We start from the raw sequence: 22,777 nt of genomic DNA, 5'->3' as shown, positions 1-22,777 counted from the left end.
ATGAAAAAGTTAACCACAATCCTTATCGCGCTAATGTCCTTCACAGGGCTGAGTTTTTCGCAGACAACGGCAACTCAACTTAAGGTAGAAAACCTTAGACCAGTTGAGGAGCTGATGGCCGTGGCCATTGGAAAGTCTTCTTCAATTAAGGCTTTAGAAATTTCTCAGTTGCAAACTGACCAGGAGATAGCCATGAAAAGAAAAAAGTGGTTACAGCATGTGTCATTAGCTGCCGGAGTAAATTATGGAAACGGCATTATGTCTGACCAACTTGTGGGCGACCAAAGTGGTACACGAGTTACTTACTTATCTAGACAAAACGTAACATATAATGTAGGACTAAATTTAAGACTTCCTTTCACCGAAGTAAGTTCAAGAAAACACGAGATCAAGATTCAACAACTTGAAATCGAAAAGTTAGACTACGAACAAGAGTCTGAAGAAGAGCTGATCAAAAAAGAGATTGTGAAGCTCTACTCAGACCTAAAACACTACATTAAATCTATTGAATTGCAGGCTGAAGTGGTAGAGTCTAACGAGATGTCTCTAACCGTTGCCGAAGGCTACTTTAAGTCCGGAAAACTTCCGCTAGAGCAATACAGAATGGCCATCGAATCGAACTTCTCTTCAAAGCTAGAGTTCGAAAAAGCTAAGAATGAAGCTTGGTTAGCCTACACTACCTTGAAAACCATTGTTGGAGAAGAAATCCTTAAGTAAGCCATGACTATCGTAGAAATTGTAAGACTGCTGGTTCGCTACTTCCACTTTATTGCCGGAACAGCCATAGTACTTGCTTGCTTGGTTTTCTACAGCACTAAGGATGGCAAGAAGGAGTATAACACTCATACCCTCCTGAATACTGGTTTAATTTCGGGCTACAGCATAGAGAGTAACTCAAGTGGAAGAGTAGATTATGCAAAGACCAACAACGAGCTTGAAAACCTTATCAACTTAGCCACCTCTTACGAGACCAATAAAGAGCTATCTGCCAAGTTAATGGCTCACTTATTATTGGCTAAAAGAAATGAAGAACTCAGAATACTACCTGATAACAGAGAGTACTTTGAGGAGACTATTGAACATTTAGATATTAACATTACTGATGCCGACTCTGAGATCTCGATTTACGAGAAGCTCGTAAGAATGAGAGAAAAAGATCAGTTCAACGAGGTATACCTTATTGCCAATTCTAAAAATGAATTCTTTGGCATAGAGCAGTTAGAAAACCTAATAGTAACCAGAGAAGGTAATAGTGATATGATCCGTATGGAATACACTTCGGTAGATCCATACTTAAGCCAGAAAACGTTAGAGTTGCTAACCGGCATATTTATGTCGAAGCAGAAGAATATTAAAGAAGGTCAAAGCGATTCTGTAATTGAATTTTTCCAGTCTGCGGTAAACAAATCTTCCGCAAAGTTGCAAGAAGCAGAAGACGCACTTTTAAAATTCAGAGTAAACAACAAAATCATTAACTACTATGAGCAAACCAGATTTATCTCTGGTAATAAGGAGGAGCTAGACAAACAGTATCAAGAAGAACTAAAAGTTTTAGCGGGTGCAAAATCGGCATTAGTTAAAATTGAAAACGATGTTGCCGACAAGTCAATCCTGGCTAGCCTCCAAACAAAATTGGCCGATAGCCGAGAGGTAATCTCTAAATACAGTGCAGAATTGGCCAGCTTAGAGTTAATTACGGACTCCATTCCTAGTCCTGAGGTTATTACTCAAAAAGCTATTCTGAACAATAAAATAGACTCCTTAAAGGGGCAAATGTCTAACACTGCAAGCGATCTTTTCTTTGTAAACCAAACTCCAGAAGGTGTAGAAACTAGAGACATCCTTACTCAATGGCTCAATTACACCATTATCAAAGAAGAGTCTGCTGCAAAGCTTACCGTTATGGAAGCCAGACAAGAAGAATATGAAAGAATCTACGATCGCTTTGCTCCACTAGGCTCAACCTTAAGCCGGTTGGAAAGAGAAATAGATGTTGCTGAAAGCGAGTATTTAGAGAACCTACATAGCTTTAACCAAGCCCGGCTACATAAGTACAGTATGATGATGTCTTCCAACATTAAAGTGATAGACGCTCCGTACTACCCTATTAAGCCAGAGAAATCTAAGCGAATGATGATGGTGATTCTTGCCTTCATGGTGGGAGCCATTTTACCTACTGCGGTAATTGTAGGAATGGAATTGCTAGACAGCACCTTAAAAAGACCTGAAAGAGCTTGTGACCAAACAGGCCTTAAACTAGGCGGAATTTTGCCTAGAGTTCGAAAAAAGCAGATCAATAAAATCAACTTCGAAGGTTTGAACAAACATGCACTTAATCACTTTATTCAAGAATTAAGGGCTGAGGTTAAGGGAGAAAGCAGACCTAAAAAGATTATACTTTTCAGCACTCAATATGGAGAAGGTAAATCTTACATCATTGAAAAAATCAAGAAGCACTTCCCTACCATAATGGATGAGAATGACCCAGAGTTCATTTTTGAAGAATTAGGGCCAATTATCTTCAAACCATACAAAGAAGAAGTGGTAACTGAAGGCGATGTACACATTTTGGTGGCCAGAGCTAATAGAAAATGGACAGCTTCAGATAAGCACAGTTTAAAGGTGTATAAAAAACTAGCTGGCAAAAAGCCTATACTCTTCTTAAACGCTGTTACTACTGAGGTAATGGAAGAAATAGTTGGAGATATTCCAAAGAAGCGAAGCAAGCTCAGAATGTTTGTAAAAAGACTTTTGACTCAAGGATTCAAACCAGCATCGATATGAAGAAGGTAATAGTTTGTCATAGTTTTCCTGCCTGGGACACGCCTTACATCAAATCTACTATTGAGCTGTTAAAGCAGCTCAGTAAAGACCACAGGGTCATCATGATAGATTATCACTATACTATCAAAGACCTCTTCTTCAATAAGTTTGCTCCAGTAAAAAACATTTTAGGCACAGGCAGCCGAATAAGAAATCAAATAACAGATCATGGAGAAATAGAGCTGATTTCTACCCCTCCTGTGCTTCCTATTAACTGGATAAAATCTGCAAAACTATATGACTGGGCAGCTAAGTTGAACAGCCGAATTGTTGGCCGCAGCATTAAATCTCAGCTCAAAAAGTTAGGCGTTGAGGAGTACACGCTTATCAATGCATTTAACCCTATTTTCGGTTATCATACTCGCAAATTCTTCAGTCCTAAGAAGAGCATCTATTATTGCTACGATGAAATTTCTGGCACTGATTGGTCAGGAAAACATGGAACGCACTATGAAGAAATTTACATGCCTTTGGTAGACGAAGTTATTTGCACAAGTACAACTTTACAGAGCAACAAGTTACCACTGGCCAAGCAAGTAAAGTTTATTCCAAATGGAGTGAATCTCGATATATTTCTGGCATCTCATAACGAGAAGTCTAAAGGTAACACTATTGGTTATGTTGGAGCAGTAGACAAAAGAATAGACTTTGAGTTGATCAGCTACTGCGCAGAAAATTTACCTGAGTATAATTTTGAGTTTTACGGCCCTGTAAGAACGGAGCTTCCTCCCCTGCCAAACAATGTCAGTTTCTTGGGTTCGATAGAGCAACACATGCTCCCAGACAAAATTCAGAACTTTGATGTAGGGCTTATTCCATTTGTAAAATCTAAGCTTACTGCAGCCATTTATCCATTGAAAATCAATGAGTATCTGGCCATGGGTAAACCTGTGGTGGCCTCCAACTTCTCCGATTTATCTGACTTTTCTAAAGTTGCAGAAATAGCCGATGGTCGAGAAGAATTCCTAAAAGCCATTAAAAGATCCATCAGATATAATTCTAGAATAAAAACTCAGAAGAGAGTTGAGTTTGCCAAACAAAATTCTTGGGCAAACAGAGCAAGAGAGTTTGCTGAGGCTATTTGATTACAAAGAATAGATTATACCTCAACCATAAATTTTGGTAACTGATGTATTCAAAATCCTTTCAGCATTAAAGGTGATTGCCTCTTAACCATCATTCGGAGGAAGTATATTTTGATGATAATCAGAAATATACGACCGAAGAATCTCCAGAGATAAAAGTTAATCAGAAGATTCTTCGCCCTGAATGCCGCCAAATAAGCCTACTACCCTCCAGAACTTCTGATTCACCAATTATCTGATTCAGCGGTTACTCATCGAAGATCCTTGTCAATTCACCGATTCTAAAAAAAACTACGCTCCAGACTTGGCACCTTTGCTTCGATGAATAGCAAGGAAACCATAACTGCACAATTTAGCGGTGCTTCCATTTTATCTACGCCAGTAGGCTGGATACTAATGATTGGTATTCTGGGTGTAAGCTTTCTGCTGTTCAAGTTTTTAGGAATTATTGGAGGAGCACTCCTTCTTGGTTTACCCATTTCTCTAGTTGTGCTTTCCATTATTTGGAACAACCCTAAGCTCGGAGTTTGGGGTAATATTATAATAGCGTTTTTTGGCGCTGGCATAGCTCGATATGTACCTGGCCCTTGGGGGCTTTTGGTAGATATTTTACTTGCTCTTTCTTGGCTCAGCGTAATTCTTAATAAAAAAGTTAATCCTAATTGGAAATACCTCAGAAACCCAATTGCTATTCTCTATACAGCTTGGATGCTGTTTTTAGTGTTTGAGATAGTCAACCCAAGTGGCAACGGACTGATTGCATGGTTTTATGCTATGCGCGGTATTGGTTTTTACCAAGCACTTACCATCCCGTTAATTTTTCTCTTTTTCAGAGAAGAAGAAGATCTAGAGAAGTTCATTAGATTATTAATATACTTCTCATTAATAGGCACTATTTGGGGCTTTAAGCAGCAGATTTTGGGTACCGATGCCGCTGAAGATCATTGGCTTTATGCTGAAGAACATCACGAGGAACATGTACTACACGGAGTACTCAGGGTATTTTCTTTTTATTCAGATGCAGGAAGTTTCGGTGCATCGCAGGCCATGATGTCATTAATGTGCGCCATCATGTTCATGGGCCCATACAAAGGAATAAAGAAATTCAAATACCTCGTTTTCGCAGTTATCTTCTTGCTCGGATTCGCCATTTCAGGCACTAGAGGTGCATTAGCCGTACCGTTAGCCGGTGGCATTGCCTACCTAATTCTCATTAAAAACTTTAGAATTCTGGTCGCTGGCTTTAGCGGAATGATTTTAGTGTTCGTAATTCTGAAATACACCTTTATGTTTCAGGGAGTGGAACAAGTGAGGCGTATGAGAACAGCGTTAGATCCTGAAAACAAATCACTCAGCGTTCGGCTAGAAAACCAAAAGACTTTTGCCCGCTACCTGGCTTCTAGACCATTTGGCGGAGGTATTGGAACAGCAGGTTTTTGGGGTGCAAGATTCAACCCAGACTCGCTAATGGCCAATACTGCCACAGATAGCTGGTTTGTAAAAATATGGGCAGAGACCGGACCTGTCGGGCTCACTTTTCACTTAGTTATTTTGGGCTTTACACTTGGCTATGGAGGTCATAAAATAATGAGTATGAGGAGCGAGAAACATCGAACACAAGCCTCGGCATTATATGCTATGTTCGCTGGTGCCATACTGGCTAGCTATGGTAATCAGGTGCTTATTCAAATGCCAACAGGGATTATCCTCAATTTTGCCATTCCTTTCATTTTCCTGATTGCCGAACGTGACCAAAAAGAATGGCTGAAGTCGGTAAAAAAAGCATCCAAGCTTAAATCATAATTCCTCCTATCTTTTAATAACAATCTGATTAGCTGGCCTTAAGGCTCACGTTAAACTTTGAACTATAAACTAATCAACGCCTACCCTTTTTCATTCATCGTTGATTTTCTCCCATTCATCTTAATACCCTGAAAGAGGGCTGTTTGCAGGGTACATTTGATTAAAAATAAGATCATGAAAACCCTCTTCGAAATCTTACTTGCTCCAGTACTCATCTACCTCACAGTTTCAGCACTCTATCAGTTTGTATTGGCTGTAGCTTCTAAGTACAAAACAAAAGATATTCAACCAGTACAAAATGGTTTGACGCGCTTCTTGGTATTAGTCCCTGCTTACAAAGAGGATGCTATTATAAAATATAGTACTGCTAAGAACATGTCGCTCAGATATGAGTACCCAAGAGGTCAGTTCGATTTGGTGGTTATTGCAGATCAACTTAAGGATGAAACCAAAAAGGAGCTGAAGCAACTTGGGGCGAAAGTCCATTCAGTAAGTTTCGAAAAAAGCACCAAGGTGAAATCGCTTCAGAGCGCTATTAAAGCATACGATAAGGGGTACGATGCGGTGGTAGTATTAGATGCTGACAACGTAATGGAGAAAGGCTTTTTATTCAAAGCCAACCAGTGGATTCAGTCTGGAGCTCGAGCAATTCAGGGGTTAAGAAAAGCAGCCAATAACAATACTTCTACTGCGTTAATGGATGGCCTTTCCGAAGCAGCCAATACCGAAATGCTTTGTAAAGGAGCTAACAGTTTAGGTTTATCTTCTAAGCTTTCGGGTTCGGCCATGGTTTTCAATTTTGAATTATTCAAGACTACAATTAATCAATGCGAAGCCATAGGTGGGTTCGATAAAGAAATGGAATTAATTCTCACCAGAAAGCGTGAGTTCATAGATTATACTGCCGATATGGCGGTTTTAGACCAAAAAGTAACCTCGACCAATGCCTTTACTAAACAAAGAGGAAGATGGCTAGAAGCCCAATATACCTTCTTCAAAAAATCGTTTGGTGAAAGCTTAAGTAATTTGGCAGAGGGAAATGTAGACTTTTTTCATAAAGTTATGCAGTTAGCGCTACCCCCGCGTGCAGTAGCGCCCTTTGCCATATTACTTTTGGTTGTTTGCGGTATACTATTGAACTCTTCGTTTTTAGGAGTAACCGCTACTATTGCCTTTGTAGGTCTTAGCCTCTCATATCTTTTTGTACTACCTACAGACCAGTTGTTTAAGCAATCGCTTAAAATTCTTGTGAGCATCCCAAAAATTGGTTGGGCTGCCATTAAATCGCTTAGTCAAATGAAAAAGTCTAAGCAAGAGTTCATTCATACGAAACACGAATTAATAGAAGCCTAATGTTTCAGGGAATGCCATGGCCTGCCGTACTACCTATAGCCATAATGGCCTTGGTATATGGTATAATGCTCTCGAAAAGGGAAGAAAAGCTGGCTGTAGATAAGAGGTTAAAAGAGTTGAAAAAGCTCAAAAAACAAAAAAAGTCATGAAACCGAATAAGTCGCTAAATATTCTACTTATCTCTAAAACCTTGCCTTGGCAGTTTAAAGGAGGTATTCAGACCCACTCTTGGGAGCTGGCTAAAGGCCTAGCTGCTATTGGACATAAGGTTTCCATTCTAAATGGCGGACCATACCGTTCTAAGGTAAACACCAAAAACATTGAAGGAATAGACGTTATTCAAGTCCCTTATTTCCCAGGCCGCTACATCAAGCCCATAAATATTGTTGCCGAAGAGTTCAGCTTTAATTGGTACGCCTTCAAGTGGGTTAAAAAGAATCATCAAACATTCGATATCATCCATGCTCAAGGCAGAAGTGGCTATTTGCTAAGCTTCAACAGAGACATTAGGTCTAGGCTCGTTAACACTGTTCATGGTCTTATTGACATCGAAAACAAAGGCAAAAAGTGGTATCAACTCAATCATAAACTTCATCATTCATTTACAAAAAAGGTAGAAGATAGACTTTATAACAGTGCTGCCGGTTTGGTTGCAGTTAGTAATTCTTTAAAACACGACTTATCAAATGCCCGTGCTATTCAAAAACCCATCAAAGTAATTTCTAACGGAGTAAAGAGCTTAGGACACTCTAGGTTTAAGCAAGATAAAAACGAAGCCAGATTCCTTTTTGTAGGTCGTTTACACCCAGTAAAAGGCATATCTAGAATTGTAGAACTGATGGATCAGGTAGACTCATGCGTGTACTTAGATATTATTGGTGATGGCAGCGAGAGAGAAAACATCGAAAAAATTATAGCCCAAAAAGGGCTACAGACCAGAGTCAGACTGCTTGGGGAGTATAGCAATGAAGAAATTCATGGCATGCTCCCCTATTACACTGCTTTGGTTTTGCCAAGCTTCTATGAAACGCAAGGCATTGTACTCTTAGAAGCTAACTCTGAAGGTATTCCTGTAATTGCTTCTGACCTAGATTCTATAAAAGAAACGATTCAGCATGGAGAAAATGGCCTTTTATGTGCCACAAATAAACCAATGCAATTTATAGATGCCATGAACTACCTCTCTAGAAACAGAAATGAGGCTAGAGTGATGGGCTTAAAGGGTAAATCTAAGGTAGAAGCTTATTATACCTGGGATAAAATTGCCCAACAAACTGAAAGACTTTACCATTCGCTTGCACAATGAAGCAGATCTTAAAAAGTAAATCGTTTACTAATACCGCCTTTTCTTTTGGTGGACAGATTGCCTTTTTATTGAGCAACTTCATTCTATTCATTTACATGGCGAAGGTTTATGATCAGGCTACCTTTGGTACTTGGGCACTTTTTATCACCACAGTCTCCATTTGTGATGGTTTTAGACAAGGTTTTGTTCAAAACGGATTAAGCCGACTACTTATACAGTCAGGCTTTGAGAAAACAGTGGTCAATACAGGAGCGGCACTCAACTTTGGATTAATGACAATCTTGAGCTTGTTGCTTTTAACATACGGTCTTATCAGCAACAACGAACTATCTGTACTTTATGCAAATGGATATAAAGTGCTTTGGGCATTGGGTACGCTCCAATTTTCAAATACTCTTAACCAAGCGGAAGAAAGATTCAAAAGGTATTTTACGTTCAACATCATATACCTAATCAGCTTTGTTAGCCTACTTCTAGGATACATTTATCTGTATAACCAGCCAAGTTTAAGTATGCTGATCAACCTAATTTGCTTGGCTTCAATACCACATTCAATTTTACTATTTGCGACAAAGCTTAACAGGTCATTGCCTAGTAAAAAAGTATTTACTCAACTATTTAGTTTTGGCAAATATGCTTCGGGCACTAACCTTTTATCCCTCCTTTTTCAGCGTGTAGATATTCTAATGATTGGCTACTTTCTGGGGCCATCTTCCGTGGCTATCTTCCATTTTGCCACTAAAATCATGAATTATGCAGAGCTTCCACTGCAAGCTTTATCCCAAGTCATTTATCCGAAAATTTCAGCAAGTAGTCATCAGAATTCAGGCACTGATCTAAAGAAAACATATGGTCAATCAGTTCTTTCTTTATTTGCTTTTGTATTACCGATAGCCCTTGTGTTGATCTTCTTTAACCATACTATTATTCAAATACTTGGAAACGAAAGCTTCCAGGAGGCATCTGTTATCATCATTCTGCTCAGCATAGCCTCAGTATTTAAGCCATGGGGAAGAGTATTCGGGCTAACGCTTGATGCGGTTGGTAAGCCGAGGGTAAATTTTTTAATGCTCTTATTAAGCTTAGGTATTAACGTAGTACTCAACCTGACTTTAATTCCTACTTATGGAGTTATAGGAGGTGCCATTGCAACGGCTAGTGCCATTGTAATTACCATTCTTATTGGACAATTAAAATTAAATAAAGAATTGAGTCTTCACCCTGTACACACAGTGGTTGAAGCGGCAAAAATGGTGTTCAAAAACAAAAATATCTCATCATGGAATTGACATTTGGAACAGCACAGATTTACACCAGTGAAAGAATGAAAAAAGCGCCAAAATTGGCTAAGCTCTTTCATAAAGTATTTGGATATACAAATGTTGGTAACTACGCCAGATTCACTGTTTTCAAAGAAATGGTCAAGAAAATACCTTTGAAAGCAGATGCAAAAATCTTAGATCTAGGAACTGGTTATGGCGAGTACAGTTTTAGTCTTGCTCAAGCCCTACCACAAAGCGAAGTACACAGTCTTGATATAGACAAAGAGAGAATTAATTCGGTGAACGAGGCTATCTCAAGAAGTGGTATAGAAAACATCAACACCCACTGCAAATTGACAGAAGATCTTGAGGAAAAAGAATTTGACTTTATCTTTTCAATAGATGTTTTCGAACACATTGCCCCTGAACAAATGCCTTTTAAAGCCGCTTATGACAGGTTAAAACCTGGGGGGCATTTCATGGTGAAGATCCCCTATGTAACCCAAAGAACAATATTCCCAGAAAAATATTTTGAAGACCATCACGAGTGGTTAGAAGATGAACACATTGGCCAAGTTTATGACCTTCATGGACTAGAAACCCGATTTATTGAAGAAGGATTCAAAGTGGTTCATGCAAGCTATTCAGACGGATGGTATGCAAGACTTGGTTGGGAATTGGCATACTTAGGTAAAAAAGCAGGAGTAATTGGTCAGATGCTTACTCTACCTCTAGCAAAAATGCTTATTCATTTCGATAGAATGTTTCATGTAAACACTTGGGGTAATGCTATTCAGGTAATTGGTATAAAAGAGAAAAAATGAACCCTTTAGTTTCCATTATTACGGTCAATTATAAGCAACAAGCTGTTACTAGCGAGCTGTTGCATTCAATTAGCAAACTAGGCTATCCTAACCTTGAAGTAATTGTAGTAGACAACTGCCAAGAAGGAGACGACACACAGAATTATCAGTCTATTTTACCTGGGGCTATAGTACTGAATGCCAAAGAGAACCTTGGATTTGCCGGTGGAAACAACTTAGGAATAGAAAAGGCCAAGGGAGATTACCTATTCTTGGTTAATAATGACACGGAGTTAGAAAACGGCCTAATTGAATCATTACTCAGTCGATTCACCGAACCAACCATTGGAGCCGTGTCTCCTGTGCTTAAATACTTTAGTCAGCCAGATAAGATTCAGTTTGCGGGTTTTACCCCTATAAACTCTCTTACTGGCAGAAATGAACTACTAAAAAACACGCAATCTAACTCACCTTACGAGACCCCCTATTTTCACGGAGCAGCAGTAATGCTAAAAAAAGAGGTAATTGAAAACTGTGGTCTTATGCCAGAACAATTCTTTCTTTATTACGAAGAGCTAGAATGGTCTAACATTATTAAGCAAGGTGGGTATAAGCTATTGGTAGACCCCGCTGTTCATGTATTGCATAAAGAGTCCATTTCTACAGGAAAAAATAGTCCTCTTAAACTGTATTACCAGACCAGGAACAGACTGCACTTTATGAGAAATAAAGGCAAGTTAAACTGGTTCACATTCGTTAGCTTCTTCCTTCTTATATCAACGCCTAAAAACTTCTTAAAACACCTTCTATTAAGAGAGTGGAAGCATTTGAATGCTTTTAACAAGGGAATTTCGGATGGTTTAATTCAGAAAAAATTCGGCTTTCGACCTATCTAATTCGTTCACCGACAGTTTCTTACTATTCATCGAAACAACTCCATTTTACTCTCCAGACTTCATTTAATTGAATAAAAATTAAACGTCATGGAAATCTTCTTTTGGACTTGCGTATTTATTGTCTTTTATGTGTTTGTAGGTTACGGTATGCTCATTAGCATTCTCGCCAAAATAAAAGGCACCAAACCTATAGAAACGCTGGGCGATGAGGATTTGCCAGAAGTAACATTTTTGGTAGCCGCTTACAACGAAGAAGAGATTATTGAAGAAAAAATCAAGAATACTCTGGCCTTAGACTATCCTAAAGACAAGCTAAAAATTAAGATTGTCACTGATGGTTCAAATGATGGCACAAATGACATTGTTAGCAGATTTTCAGAAGCAGAGCTATGTTTTAAGCCTGAAAGAGCTGGAAAAATAGCAGCCGTAAATAGAGTAATGCCTTCAGTTGAAAGTGCTTTGACGGTGTTTACTGATGCTAACGTGATGATTAATAAAGATGGACTAAAAAATATGATCCGACACTTTCAGAGCAATTTGGTTGGTGCTGTCTCAGGAGAAAAGACAGTGTTGAGTAAGGAAGAAGATAGTGCCAGCAGCTCTGGAGAAGGTTTTTATTGGAAGTATGAATCGTTCTTGAAAAGGAAAGATGCAGAGTGGAACACCCTGGTAGGTTCTGCCGGAGAGTTATTCGCAATAAGAACTCACTTATATGAAAACATAGATACCAATACACTAATTGAAGACTTTGTAATGACCATGAAGCTTTCGGCAAAGGGTTACAAAGTAGCTTATGAGCCACAGGCATTGGCCATGGAAACTGGTTCTGCTAACATAGAAGAAGAAACAAAGCGAAAAGTTAGAATCTCTGCAGGTGGCATTCAGGCAGTTATTATGTTGTTGCCTCTTCTAAATCTCTTCAAATACGGAAAACTCACCTTTCAATACATTTCTCACAGAGCGCTACGCTGGACGTTAATGCCATTAGCCCTTGTGGGAGCCTTTACTAGTATCTTTTTCTTGGCTCCACAAGGTTGGCCTTATGATCTAATTATGAGATTAGAGCTCATATTTGCTATTCTAGCCTTGGCAGGTTACGCCATGAGAAATGGAGAAACCAAAATTAAAGCGCTTTACATCCCTTACTATTTCATCTACATGCACTACTGTGTTGTACTGGGCTGGATAAAATACTTCAGAGGAAAACAGCAAGTAACTTGGGATAAAGCAAAAAGAGCGACTCCCCTACAACAGGTTCAGTCGCTTAATTAATGCCTCTTTATTGGCTCTTGAAATAGGAATTACCTTGTGGTCTATTAGCAGGTTAGACTCTTCTATATCCACAATTTTGGCTAAGTTGATTACATAAGAGCGATGTACTTTGGCAAAGTTATAATCGTTCAGACGCTCTTCTACCCTCTTCATAGTAGTATGAACAATATGCCCCTTCTCTTTAGTTTTGAACAAGGCATAATCTCCCTTAGCTTCTATATAAAGAATGTCATCAATTTTAGTCTTAATAAGCTTAGAATCAACTTTTAAGAATATACTGTCTTGGATAACTTTAGACATGGCTGGAGTTTCGCTAGCCTTCTTAAAGCGTTCAAAAGCCGTCATAGCAACCTCTATGGCAGCATTCATGTCTTTTATACCATAAGGCTTAACTAAGTACCCGTAAGGTCCTTTAGACTTTGCTCTAGCAATGGTGTCATTATCTGCAAAAGCCGTAGTAAAGATAAATGGTATCTGAAAATTCTGATTGAGTAAATCGGCCAGGTCAACCCCATCAATATCGCCACCAATTTGTATATCTAGCAAGGCTAGATCTGGAAGTGTTTCGTTACAAATGGCAATGGCATCTTCTGCATTCTCTGCTACTCCAATAACTTCATGTTTCAGGATAGCAAGAATATCCTGAACACTTTCTGCGATCATCGGATCGTCCTCAACAACTAGAATCTTCAACTGGCTCATTCAATATATTTTTGGCCAATTTAATAATTCAATTGAGGTAAACTAGAATATAAACTATGATAATGGTAATTCAACAATGAATTCAGCGCCTTTTCCTTCATCACTATCCACTTCAATAGTACCTCCGTGCATTTCTGTGAACTCTTTTACAATGGAAAGGCCTAGCCCAGAACCTTGTATATTTTTAACATTGGTAGCCCTGTAAAAAGACTCAAATAAGCTTCTTTGATCTTTCTTCGGTATACCAATACCGTGATCTTTCACTCTTAAAGTTACCCTGGAAAGCTTGTTGAATGACAGGTTTACTTCTGGAGCCTTTGCACCTGGAGAGTATTTAAGAGCATTTGAAAGCAAATTAGAAACAACATGATCTATGAGTTGTGTATCAATTTCCAGTTCTTGAGGTACACCTTGCACCTTCATTTCAATCTGTCTATGCTCACTATCTGCTTCTGAATACTTAGTAACTAGCTTCTCAATAAATTGTACAAAGTTTATCTTACTCTTATTCATTTGAATCTTACCAGATTCAATTTTTCCGAGCATTAGAATATCGTTCATTAAACCTGTAAGTCGGTTTACATCTCCATCAATTCTATCAATGTATTTCTTAAAGAGTGCATATTCATTAGGAATAATGCTTTCTAATTGGTAGCTGATAAGGTCGGTGTTTTGCTTTATGGTGGTAAGAGGCGTTCTGAACTCATGAGAAGTCATAGAAACAAACCTAGATTTCAATTCATTCAGTTCTCTCTCCTTGTTTAGTGCCTTTTCCATTTCGGCCTGCACCTGTTTTTGAATAGTTATATCACTCAAGAATGCTGTAAAGCTATGACTCCCCTTATCTTCAACAGGAATTATAGCCATTTCGATAGGAAACTCTTCTCCTGACTTTCTAACTGCTGTTATTTCTATTTTCTGATTTAATACCGGTCCGTGTCCTGTTTCATTAAAATGCCTCATTCCGGCATTGTGAGATTTGTGATGATGAGGCGGAATAATGGTTGCAGTCAATGGTTTGCCAATAGCTTCTTCTCCTGTATAACCGAAAATAGTTTCAGCTTGCAAATTCCACTCCTTTACAACCCCTCTGTTATCTATTGTAATAACCGCATCAATAGCATTGTGAAGTATCTTTCTAAATTTCTCTTCACTTTCTTGGAGCTCCTTTTCAGCTCTCTGCTGCTCTCTTTTTGCCAGCGCATTCTTCAGGCGGTTGGCAGCTATATTAGCAATTGTTTTCAGTGTGGTTAAATGCTCTTCTTTGAAGAAGTTTTTCTGTTGGTGTTCAGAGTCTATTACTCCAATAACCTTACCATCGGCAATAATTGGCACCGTAATTTCAGACATGCGGTTAGCATCGTCTACAACGTATCTGTCGTCTTTAGAAGTGTCTGCAATTATTTCCGCTTTGCCAGATTGTGCCACTGCACCTACAATACCAGTTCCGAAAGGAATCTTTATGGCGTCTAATACTTTTCTATCTTTAGTTTGCTTAGAACCATAGGCAGCTAGCTGTTCTAAAACTTGCTGTTCTTCATTAACAATGTAGATTACGCAGTCGTCATAATCGAACTTCTCAATTACACTCTCTGCTATTTCCCAAGCTATGTCTGTAAGTGTTTCATCATCTAATAAGCTAGTAACAAAGTCATTAATAGCCCCTAGAAATTGTTGATTTCTCTCTAACTCCTCATTCTTGGCCGCAAGGGCCTCTTTATCTGCAAACTGCTTCTTTTGATTCTCATAGAGCGTAATAGTATAACCAATCCACTTAGAAAACAGATTAATAAACTCTAGGTCATAGCTATCGAATTCTTTATTTCTTGGGTCTGGCGATGAGAAATTAACCGTTCCACACTTTTTCCCATTTATTGAATAATTAACTCCTAAGTAAGATTCTACACCGAAGAGTTCGTGACAAGGGTGCTCAGAATACTTAGACTCTGAAACATTTTTCATGTAGAGAATATCGTCTTTAGCAATAACTATATCACAGAAAGTATCGCTAAGCTTAAACTCATCACCATTACTCAATTCAACTCCTTCGTTCTTAGCTACGAAGTGCTTCACCGTATAGACCTCATCTTCTATTTGGCTAATTACCCCCAAATCCATTTCTAGATAATCTAAGGCAATCTTTAGACCCTCCTTAATTTGATCTGCATAAGAGAGCTTAAGATTAGAGGTGACCCAATTGAGCGCTTCAATCCCCTCTTTATATTTTTTGAGTCGCGAACGAGTAAGTTTAAGCTCATCTTCAGATTCAATTCTGTCGGTGATATCCATGTGGATTCCAATAGAGCCTCTGATACTACCATCTACATTGTAAATAGGAGCACCACTAATCATTACCCATCTATGGCCACCATCTTTGTGTTTAATTTTTATCTCATAAACACTGGCGTTTCCATCTTCTCGCTTTTCATGCTCACTGTCTAGCACCTCCATGCTTCTTTCGTCAACTAAAAGCTGAGAAGCTACTTTTCCAATAAGTTCTTCAGGTTCATATCCCGTTATTAAACTCATTGCCTCGTTGGCGTAAACAATTTTCTCGTTTATATCTACCTCTAATAATCCGTATTGAAGGTTTTGAATTATACCTCTATATTTCTCTTCAGATTGCTGTAGGGCAAGTCTATTATGATAGCTTTCCGTAATATCTCTACCAACTCCTAGAAAGCCAGTTACGGCAAAATCATTCTCTAGTAACTGCACATTTAGACCAATCCAAATCTGCTCTCCACTCTTGGTAACTATAGGTAGCTCTTGGTAGGTAGATTTTTTGAGCTCCTTTACTTGCTCGGTATAAAAAAGCTTAAGCTTTTCTTTATAGTCAGGATGAATAAGGTCTAAATAAGACTTTTGCATCATCTCTTTCTCAGAAAAGCCCGTAACCTTTAAAGTTTTTGGATTTACATAAGTAAACTGGCCCTTGGCATCTGCCTCGTAAATAATCTCGTTGGCAGCCTCTACTATTAATTTATACTTCTCGTTGTCTTTTGGTCCTTCTCCCATAGAATAATCTTCAGCCTCAAAGCTTATGGAGTATAAGTTATTGGAAAATGTAACGCAATAAGAAATATTTCGATTAAATACTTGAAATGCCCCTTTGTTTCCTGTTTCTGGAGAGCTTGTGAATTTTGAGATGATATCTTCTAACAAGCCATATTCTGACTCTTTAAGGAAAAAGTAGAATTTGGAAGATAGGGAATCGAAAGAGACCACCTCCCCCCGTTTATTAAGAGTGATACTTGGTTTCATTAGTGCTTAGAAGTCAAAAAAAGGAATAATTCCTTTTGAATTTGAGCCATTTCGTTGGCTAACAGTATGCTTCGATGAATGACATTATATGTCGATAAGCTGTTTATTATTATCTTCCACTACCAACCTTAAAAACTATTATGAAGAGAATTTTTCTACTATTACTCATTTGTGGGTTTTCCATTAAAGCCAATGCCTTTCAGGTTAGGCAATTAGACCCAATTAGTTGGCCTGAGTCTGACAAAGACACCACCTACTACACCGTAAAAGGTGAAAGACACGGCATAAGTTTTTTTAAGCAACACCAGCATGCTGAGGTTCAATATGAACCCTCAGAACAGCTCACCTTCGACACCTATCATACAGTAGACGTAATGTATCATTGGTATAAGCTATGGGCTGAAAAGTACCCTGAGATTGTAGACTTATACCAAGTAGGAACAAGCTTTGAAGGCCGTCCTATTTTACAAATGACCATAACCAATAAGAATACGGGAAAAGACACAGACAAACCTGCAGCCTATTTTGAAGGCGGAAGACACAGCGGAGAAATAACTAGCTCTGAATCAATTCTTTGGCTTACTCAACATCTATTAGAGAATTACGGAAGCGATGCAGCTATTACGGACTTAATAGACACTAAGGCTATCTATTTAAGACCTCAGAACAACCCTGACGGGAGCAATCTTTACCTGCATACCGCTCAAAGAAACAGAAGTACAGTACGACCTCATGATAACGACCGAGATGGTCTATTAGATGAAGATGATGAGGAAGATTTGGATGGTGATGGCATTATGTACCAAATTCGGGTTAAAGCCAAAGACGGTGAAGAAGGTACTCATATAATAGACCCAAGAGACCCTCAGGGCAGGCTAATGAAAAGGGTTAGAGAAGGTGGAACTCACTTTGTTTACTCAGAGGGTATAGATAACGATGGTGACGGCCGATTTAATGAAGACGGCATTGGAGGGTTAGACCTACATAGGAACTACCCTGAAAACTGGAGACCAGACATTGGCGAAGATGCTACAGGCAGAGGCTATACTCAATATGGTGCAGGCGCCTACCCTGCTTCTGAACCTGAGTCAAGGTCCATTGTACTATGGGTATTAACTCACCCAAATATTTCAGTTGTCAACTCTATGGACACGAGGGTTCCTATGCACTTGAGGGCGCCTTCTACATCTAAAAGCGAGGAAAGAATGTACCCAGAAGATTTAGACCTCTATAAAAAGTATGACAGCATAGGTTTGTCTATTACCAATTATCCATGGGCCGGAGATGTTTATGAGACCTACGCTACTCGTTACAAGGTTAATCCTAGCACTGGCGATCCGCTTAAGCCAAGTCCCCTATTTGGGCACGGACCAGATTTTGGGTATTTCTACTATGGCTCAATTTGGTATGGCGATGAGCTCTGGAATAATGGGGCTATGAAAGATTATGATGGCAATGGAATCTACGATGACTATGACGGCCTAAGATGGGACGATGAAGAAAATGGTGGAAGAGGTTTCAGAGAGTGGGAACCGTTTACTCATCCAACCTTAGGTGAGGTGGAAATTGGTGGGTTCCATCCAAAATTTTTCAGTCAGAATGGACCACCATGGCAATTAGAGAACTGGGCAAAAAAGCAAGCACTATTCAACCTAGCTATGGCCCTAGAGCTTCCTCAAATAGAATTGGAGTCTATTGATATAAACAAGAAAAACCGAAACACTTATGAAGTTAAGGTACGAATTAAGAATACTGGTGAGCTCCCTACTGCGTTGAAGCAGGCTCAACTGGTGAAAATTGTTAGAGAAGATAGAGTACAATTACAGTTTGATGGCAAACTCATGAAAGGTGGTGAAAAAGCTCAATTGCAAATTGTAAGCCCTGACTTAACTGATAAAACCATATACCTAGACAGAACACTTTCTGGAGAAAGCAAAGAAGCAACTTTTGAGATTAAGCTGAACGGCATAGACGGAGCCAAAGGAAAAGTAAAGGTGCTTTCTACTCGTGGTGGGTATATTGAAAAGGAAATAGAGATAGGTACAATTAAGTAACTAGCATATAGACAATCGGCTATTGAAGCCTGATTAACCATAATTAAAAAAGACCACCCTTGGCTTAGCAAGGGTGGTCTTAATTTTATTATCAGATGTCAATAGTCTACAATTCGCCAGCTTGAATCTTTTTGGCTACTTCTTGACACTCATCTAACACTCTAAGAAGGTTCCCGCTCCACATCATACTAATTTCTTCTTCAGTATAACCTCTCTTTACAAGCTCTAAAGTTACATTGAAAGTCTCGGAAGCATCTTTCCAGCCTTCAACTCCACCGCCACCATCAAAATCTGAACTGATACCAACGTGCTCTAAGCCAATTTTATTCACTAGGTAATCTACATGGTCTACAAAGTCAGCCACATCAACTGGAGGTGCACTAGCATTTACTTCTTGCTGTAATCTATCTCCATGCTTTTCTCTGATTTCAGTAAGTCTTTCATAATAAGCCTCTCTTTCTTCAGAACTCATTTCGCGAAGCTCTCCTCTAGACTTCATCTCAAAGTTTTCTTCAGCAGCTATAGCTTCCATTACTTCGCCATACTTTGCAGAATTAGCCCTGTTCTTTTCAGAATTTACATAGCTTTTAAAAGCCACAGTCTGTACAACACCACCATTTTCTTTAAGCATCATTAACTGCTCATCATCTAAATTTCTGCTAACATCGTTCAACGTTCTAGCTGAAGAGTGTGATGCAATAACTGGAGCCTTAGAAAGTATCATAGCCTGCATATTAGCCTCTTTGCTCGGATGAGAAAGGTCGATCATCATACCGTATTTGTTCATTTCGGCAATCACTTCTTTACCCAACTCACTCAAACCATTGTGCAACCAAACTGAATCTCTTTCCCCAGTATTCGAATCACTTAATTGGCTATGTCCGTTGTGTGAAAGAGACATGTAACGAGCTCCTCTATCGTAAAACTCCTTAACTCTTTCTATTTCCATACCTATAGGATAGCCATTTTCTACGCCAATCATTGCCACCTTTTTTCCTGCAGCAACAATACGTCTTACATCATCAGAGGTATAAGCCAACTCAATTTTATCTGGGGCAATCTCTTCACACAATCTGTGAATAGCTTTGAACTTATCATCAGCATTTTCATAAGCTCTAGCAAAGCCTTCTTCAGTAAGTTCTCCCTGACCTGTATACACAACAAACCAAGCTACATCTAAACCACCTTCTTCCATTTTTGGCAGGTTTATTTGAGTTGAAAGACGTTGAGTATAATTAGTCTCCTCCGTAAAGTTAGAGGTGTTAATATCGTCATGCGTGTCCAGCGTAATCACTCTTTCATGGATTCCCTTGGCGTAATCCATCAGCTCTTGTTCTGTCATATTGTTAACATCCACTGTTTCTTCTTTGCTCTCCTGAGCTCCACAAGACCAAAGCATAGTGGCCGCCAGAAGGCTTAAACTTAATACTCGTTTCATTTCATTATAGTTTATAAAGGTTGAATTTGCAGTTAATCTAATCACTATTCACTGGAAAATGTCGGGCTATTTTGTCAGTGGTAAAATTCTTATTCCTCCGAAAAAGCCATTATCCTTTAAAAACAAAAAATTGCTCTAAATTGAATTATGTCTAAAAACAGGAAGATTAAAGGAATTGAGCCTGTACTACCAAGTTCAGATATTGAAAGGGACATTAAGTGGTTTAACAAGCATACGAGCTTTAAGTACAGCTTTGGTGATAACATGTATTCGGGCATCAGTAGAGACGGTGTATGCATTCATTTACAATGGCATGCCAATAATGTAGAAGACCCACTTTTAGGCGGTTCGGTAATAAAAATCTTTGTAGAAGACATAAAACCTTGGTTCGAAGAATTTGTAGAAAGAAAGACAATACAGCCAGAAAAACTAAAAATGAATACGCCTTGGGGAACCCATGAATTCGGTTTTTACGATTTAAATAAGAATGCCATCTTTATAGTACAAGACGCTTAAATGAACTCGCTTTGAAAGAACTCATCCATAAATTCTATACTGCCTTTAATGAATTAGATGCAGAAACCATGGTTTCGTGCTACCACCAAGAGGTTAAGTTCGAAGATCCTGCATTTGGTACTTTACAAGGCGAAAGAGCAAAGAATATGTGGCGAATGCTTTGTCAAAGTCAGAAAGGCAAAGACTTCAAAGTCTTACATTCGGAGGTTACAGATCATTCGGCATATTGGGAAGCCTTTTACACTTTCAGCAAAACCGGCCGCAAGGTTCACAATAAAATCCATGCTAAGTTTGAGTTTAAAGACGGGCTGATAATTAAACACTCAGACCATTTCGATCTTCATAAGTGGTCTAAGCAAGCCATGGGATTTAGTGGAGCTATTTTAGGTTGGACAGGCTTCTTTAAAAACAAGCTTCAAAAGCAGACCAATTCCCTTTTAACCAAGTTCGAACAAAGCCGAATCGGTTAATTTTCCTTTATCGGTTCAAAATTAACTTTCTACTTGGCTATCTTAATAGCTCAATAACTAACCAAGTATGAAAAGAAAACTACTATTGATGTTCTGTGCCCTTGTGGTATGGACTAGCTCTGCTATATCTCAAGATATTGTAGATCAGATTGTTAAAGAAGCCAATGAAAACTCATTATTAGAGCAATTGGCCTATGAAATGTTAGACCTTAATGGTCCAAGACTTGTAGGTACACCACAAATGCAAAGCGCTCACAACTGGGCCGTTGACCGATTTGAAGGTTGGGGTATTTCTGCCCGAAATGAAAAATGGGGAGAATGGAAAGGTTGGGAACGTGGTATCACCCACGTAGATCTAATTTCGCCAAGAGTAAAAACCCTAGAGGCCATGCAATTGGCTTGGAGCCCTTCTTCTAATGGTATTGTTGAAGGAGATGTAACCGTTATTCCTGAGGTAGAAAATGAAGCTGAATTTAAGCAATGGCTTTCTAGCGTAAAGGGTAAATATGTACTAGTAGACATGGCTCAGCCTACAGGCAGACCTAGCTACAATTGGGAGAAATATGGTAAGAAAGAATCCATTGAAAAGATGGAAAGAGAATCTCGAGAAGCTAGGTCTAACTGGAATAAAAGAATTCAGGCGACAGGTTCAAATTCTAGAGAATTACCAGCCGTGTTAGAAGAAGCAGGAGCAGCGGGAATACTTATATCTAACTGGTCTAGAGGCTTCGGAGTAAATAAAATATTTGGTGCTAGAACAAAAACGATTCCTACCATAGACATTGGACTGGAAGATTATGGCACACTTTTCAGAATGGTTGAGCATGGTGACACTCCAAAAATTAGAGTTGAGGTTACTAATGTAGACCACGGAACAGTACCAACATTTAATACCATAGCGGAAGTAAAGGGTACAAACCCAGATGAATATGTACTTCTTTCTGCCCACTTTGACTCATGGGATGGTGGAACTGGTGCAACAGATAATGGAACTGGCAGCCTGGTAATGATGGAAGCCCTTCGAATTCTAAAGAAGGTTTACCCTAACCCAAAAAGAACTATTATGGTTGGTTTGTGGGGAAGTGAAGAACAAGGCTTGAATGGCTCAAGCTCGTTTGTAGAAGACCATCCTGAAGTGGTGAAAGGCTTACAGGCCCTTTTTAATCAAGATAATGGAACTGGTAGAGTTCAAAATATTAGCGGGCAAGGCTTTTTGCATTCCTATGAGTTCATCAACCGTTGGTTAGCTCCAGTACCAAGAGAAATCAGAAGCGAGATTAACACCACCTTCCCAGGCACTCCGGGTGGAGGCGGCTCTGACTATGCTTCATTTGTTGCTGCTGGGGCTCCAGGCTTTAGCCTTAGCTCATTGAGCTGGGACTATGGCACCTATACGTGGCATACCAACCGTGACACTTATGACAAAATTGTGTTCGATGACGTTAGGGACAATGTTATTCTTACAGCAATTATGGTATACATGGCCTGTGAAGACCCCGAATTCTTCCCGAGAGATAAAGCCGTTTTAGGTGTAAGCCCTTGGAATGGTAGACAAATGACTTGGCCAACACCAAGAAAACCAACAAGAAACGGAGGCCAAGATTAATTCCCTCACCCCAATAAAACCAAAAAGCCACCCGTTCGGTGGCTTTTTATTTTGACTATTAACCTCAACCTTCAATAGCCATCAACAATATATAACCTTGTCACAAAAACCTTTTCGGCTTAAA

Annotated in this window: 17 protein-coding genes; 14 read left to right on the top strand and 3 right to left on the bottom strand. The window is 39.1% G+C overall.

Translation table 11 applies throughout. The features are described 5' to 3' along the window. From AWW68_RS13435 to AWW68_RS13390, 10 genes are all read left to right on the top strand, one after another. On the top strand, positions 1-717 hold the full coding sequence (locus AWW68_RS13435; RefSeq protein WP_084375692.1) for a TolC family protein: 717 nt from the start codon (positions 1-3) through the stop codon (positions 715-717). Positions 718-720: 3 nt separating this feature from the next. Beyond that, positions 721-2,784, top strand: coding sequence for a GumC family protein (locus tag AWW68_RS13430; RefSeq protein ID WP_068221883.1), 2,064 nt, complete (start codon positions 721-723; stop codon positions 2,782-2,784). Then, complete coding sequence (locus AWW68_RS13425) at positions 2,781-3,908, top strand: glycosyltransferase (protein WP_068221881.1); 1,128 nt, start codon at positions 2,781-2,783, stop codon at positions 3,906-3,908. The genes AWW68_RS13430 and AWW68_RS13425 overlap by 4 nt, the downstream gene beginning before the upstream one ends. Before the next feature lie 321 nt (positions 3,909-4,229). Then, positions 4,230-5,711 (top strand): O-antigen ligase family protein, encoded by a 1,482-nt coding sequence (locus AWW68_RS13420; protein WP_068221879.1) that lies wholly within the window; start codon positions 4,230-4,232, stop codon positions 5,709-5,711. Between the two features lie 174 nt (positions 5,712-5,885). Beyond that, positions 5,886-7,064: a glycosyltransferase gene (locus AWW68_RS13415; RefSeq protein ID WP_068221877.1), complete on the top strand. Its 1,179-nt coding sequence runs from the start codon at positions 5,886-5,888 to the stop codon at positions 7,062-7,064. A 145-nt stretch (positions 7,065-7,209) separates the two neighbouring features. Then, entirely contained in the window at positions 7,210-8,370 is a 1,161-nt protein-coding gene (locus AWW68_RS13410; protein ID WP_068221875.1) for a glycosyltransferase family 4 protein, read from the top strand. Further along, on the top strand, positions 8,367-9,659 hold the full coding sequence (locus AWW68_RS13405; RefSeq protein WP_068221873.1) for an oligosaccharide flippase family protein: 1,293 nt from the start codon (positions 8,367-8,369) through the stop codon (positions 9,657-9,659). The genes AWW68_RS13410 and AWW68_RS13405 overlap by 4 nt, the downstream gene beginning before the upstream one ends. Continuing rightward, positions 9,650-10,456 (top strand): methyltransferase domain-containing protein, encoded by an 807-nt coding sequence (locus AWW68_RS13400; protein ID WP_068221871.1) that lies wholly within the window; start codon positions 9,650-9,652, stop codon positions 10,454-10,456. Before AWW68_RS13405 ends, AWW68_RS13400 begins: the two co-directional genes overlap by 10 nt. Then, positions 10,453-11,331: a glycosyltransferase family 2 protein gene (locus AWW68_RS13395; RefSeq protein ID WP_068221869.1), complete on the top strand. Its 879-nt coding sequence runs from the start codon at positions 10,453-10,455 to the stop codon at positions 11,329-11,331. Before AWW68_RS13400 ends, AWW68_RS13395 begins: the two co-directional genes overlap by 4 nt. Positions 11,332-11,418: 87 nt before the next feature. Then, a complete protein-coding gene (locus AWW68_RS13390; RefSeq protein WP_068221867.1) occupies positions 11,419-12,603 on the top strand; it encodes a glycosyltransferase family 2 protein in 1,185 nt (394 codons plus the stop codon). Here the strand turns inward: AWW68_RS13390 and AWW68_RS13385 are convergent. Next, a complete protein-coding gene (locus tag AWW68_RS13385; RefSeq protein WP_068221865.1) occupies positions 12,577-13,305 on the bottom strand; it encodes a LytR/AlgR family response regulator transcription factor in 729 nt (242 codons plus the stop codon). The genes AWW68_RS13390 and AWW68_RS13385 overlap by 27 nt on opposite strands. 54 nt (positions 13,306-13,359) lie before the next feature. After that, a complete protein-coding gene (locus AWW68_RS13380; RefSeq protein ID WP_068221863.1) occupies positions 13,360-16,569 on the bottom strand; it encodes a PAS domain S-box protein in 3,210 nt (1,069 codons plus the stop codon). A gap of 140 nt (positions 16,570-16,709) precedes the next feature. Here AWW68_RS13380 and AWW68_RS13375 point away from each other — a divergent pair, with 140 nt between their 5' ends. After that, positions 16,710-18,623 carry a M14 family metallopeptidase gene (locus tag AWW68_RS13375; RefSeq protein ID WP_068221861.1) on the top strand — a complete coding sequence of 638 codons (1,914 nt, stop codon included), beginning with the start codon at positions 16,710-16,712 and terminating at the stop codon, positions 18,621-18,623. Between the two features lie 106 nt (positions 18,624-18,729). Here AWW68_RS13375 and AWW68_RS13370 read toward each other — a convergent pair whose 3' ends face one another. Further along, entirely contained in the window at positions 18,730-20,061 is a 1,332-nt protein-coding gene (locus tag AWW68_RS13370; protein WP_068224125.1) for a dipeptidase, read from the bottom strand. A 147-nt stretch (positions 20,062-20,208) separates the two neighbouring features. On the opposite strand from AWW68_RS13370, the gene AWW68_RS13365 reads away from it, so the two are divergent. From AWW68_RS13365 to AWW68_RS13355, 3 genes are all read left to right on the top strand, one after another. Continuing rightward, entirely contained in the window at positions 20,209-20,577 is a 369-nt protein-coding gene (locus AWW68_RS13365; protein ID WP_068221859.1) for a glyoxalase/bleomycin resistance/extradiol dioxygenase family protein, read from the top strand. A gap of 11 nt (positions 20,578-20,588) precedes the next feature. After that, positions 20,589-21,047: a nuclear transport factor 2 family protein gene (locus tag AWW68_RS13360; protein WP_068221857.1), complete on the top strand. Its 459-nt coding sequence runs from the start codon at positions 20,589-20,591 to the stop codon at positions 21,045-21,047. Positions 21,048-21,114: 67 nt separating this feature from the next. Continuing rightward, on the top strand, positions 21,115-22,653 hold the full coding sequence (locus AWW68_RS13355; RefSeq protein ID WP_068221855.1) for a M20/M25/M40 family metallo-hydrolase: 1,539 nt from the start codon (positions 21,115-21,117) through the stop codon (positions 22,651-22,653). The last annotated feature ends 124 nt before the right edge of the window (positions 22,654-22,777 follow it).

It is taken from the genome of Roseivirga spongicola, from assembly GCF_001592965.1.
GTDB classification, from domain to species: Bacteria; Bacteroidota; Bacteroidia; order Cytophagales; family Cyclobacteriaceae; genus Roseivirga; species Roseivirga spongicola.
This window is presented reverse-complemented; position numbering and strand designations above follow the sequence as displayed.

What these genes read in the sequence shown, in the direction of transcription:
- AWW68_RS13430 (WP_068221883.1), top strand. Translation starts at nt 721, where the DNA reads ATGACTATCGTAGAAATTGTAAGACTGCTGGTTCGCTACTTCCACTTT.
- AWW68_RS13380 (WP_068221863.1), bottom strand. Translation starts at nt 16,569, where the DNA reads ATGAAACCAAGTATCACTCTTAATAAACGGGGGGAGGTGGTCTCTTTC.
- AWW68_RS13415 (WP_068221877.1), top strand. Translation starts at nt 5,886, where the DNA reads ATGAAAACCCTCTTCGAAATCTTACTTGCTCCAGTACTCATCTACCTC.
- AWW68_RS13390 (WP_068221867.1), top strand. Translation starts at nt 11,419, where the DNA reads ATGGAAATCTTCTTTTGGACTTGCGTATTTATTGTCTTTTATGTGTTT.
- AWW68_RS13435 (WP_084375692.1), top strand. Translation starts at nt 1, where the DNA reads ATGAAAAAGTTAACCACAATCCTTATCGCGCTAATGTCCTTCACAGGG.
- AWW68_RS13405 (WP_068221873.1), top strand. Translation starts at nt 8,367, where the DNA reads ATGAAGCAGATCTTAAAAAGTAAATCGTTTACTAATACCGCCTTTTCT.
- AWW68_RS13400 (WP_068221871.1), top strand. Translation starts at nt 9,650, where the DNA reads ATGGAATTGACATTTGGAACAGCACAGATTTACACCAGTGAAAGAATG.
- AWW68_RS13420 (WP_068221879.1), top strand. Translation starts at nt 4,230, where the DNA reads ATGAATAGCAAGGAAACCATAACTGCACAATTTAGCGGTGCTTCCATT.
- AWW68_RS13385 (WP_068221865.1), bottom strand. Translation starts at nt 13,305, where the DNA reads ATGAGCCAGTTGAAGATTCTAGTTGTTGAGGACGATCCGATGATCGCA.
- AWW68_RS13395 (WP_068221869.1), top strand. Translation starts at nt 10,453, where the DNA reads ATGAACCCTTTAGTTTCCATTATTACGGTCAATTATAAGCAACAAGCT.
- AWW68_RS13365 (WP_068221859.1), top strand. Translation starts at nt 20,209, where the DNA reads ATGTCTAAAAACAGGAAGATTAAAGGAATTGAGCCTGTACTACCAAGT.
- AWW68_RS13425 (WP_068221881.1), top strand. Translation starts at nt 2,781, where the DNA reads ATGAAGAAGGTAATAGTTTGTCATAGTTTTCCTGCCTGGGACACGCCT.
- AWW68_RS13375 (WP_068221861.1), top strand. Translation starts at nt 16,710, where the DNA reads ATGAAGAGAATTTTTCTACTATTACTCATTTGTGGGTTTTCCATTAAA.
- AWW68_RS13370 (WP_068224125.1), bottom strand. Translation starts at nt 20,061, where the DNA reads ATGAAACGAGTATTAAGTTTAAGCCTTCTGGCGGCCACTATGCTTTGG.
- AWW68_RS13355 (WP_068221855.1), top strand. Translation starts at nt 21,115, where the DNA reads ATGAAAAGAAAACTACTATTGATGTTCTGTGCCCTTGTGGTATGGACT.
- AWW68_RS13410 (WP_068221875.1), top strand. Translation starts at nt 7,210, where the DNA reads ATGAAACCGAATAAGTCGCTAAATATTCTACTTATCTCTAAAACCTTG.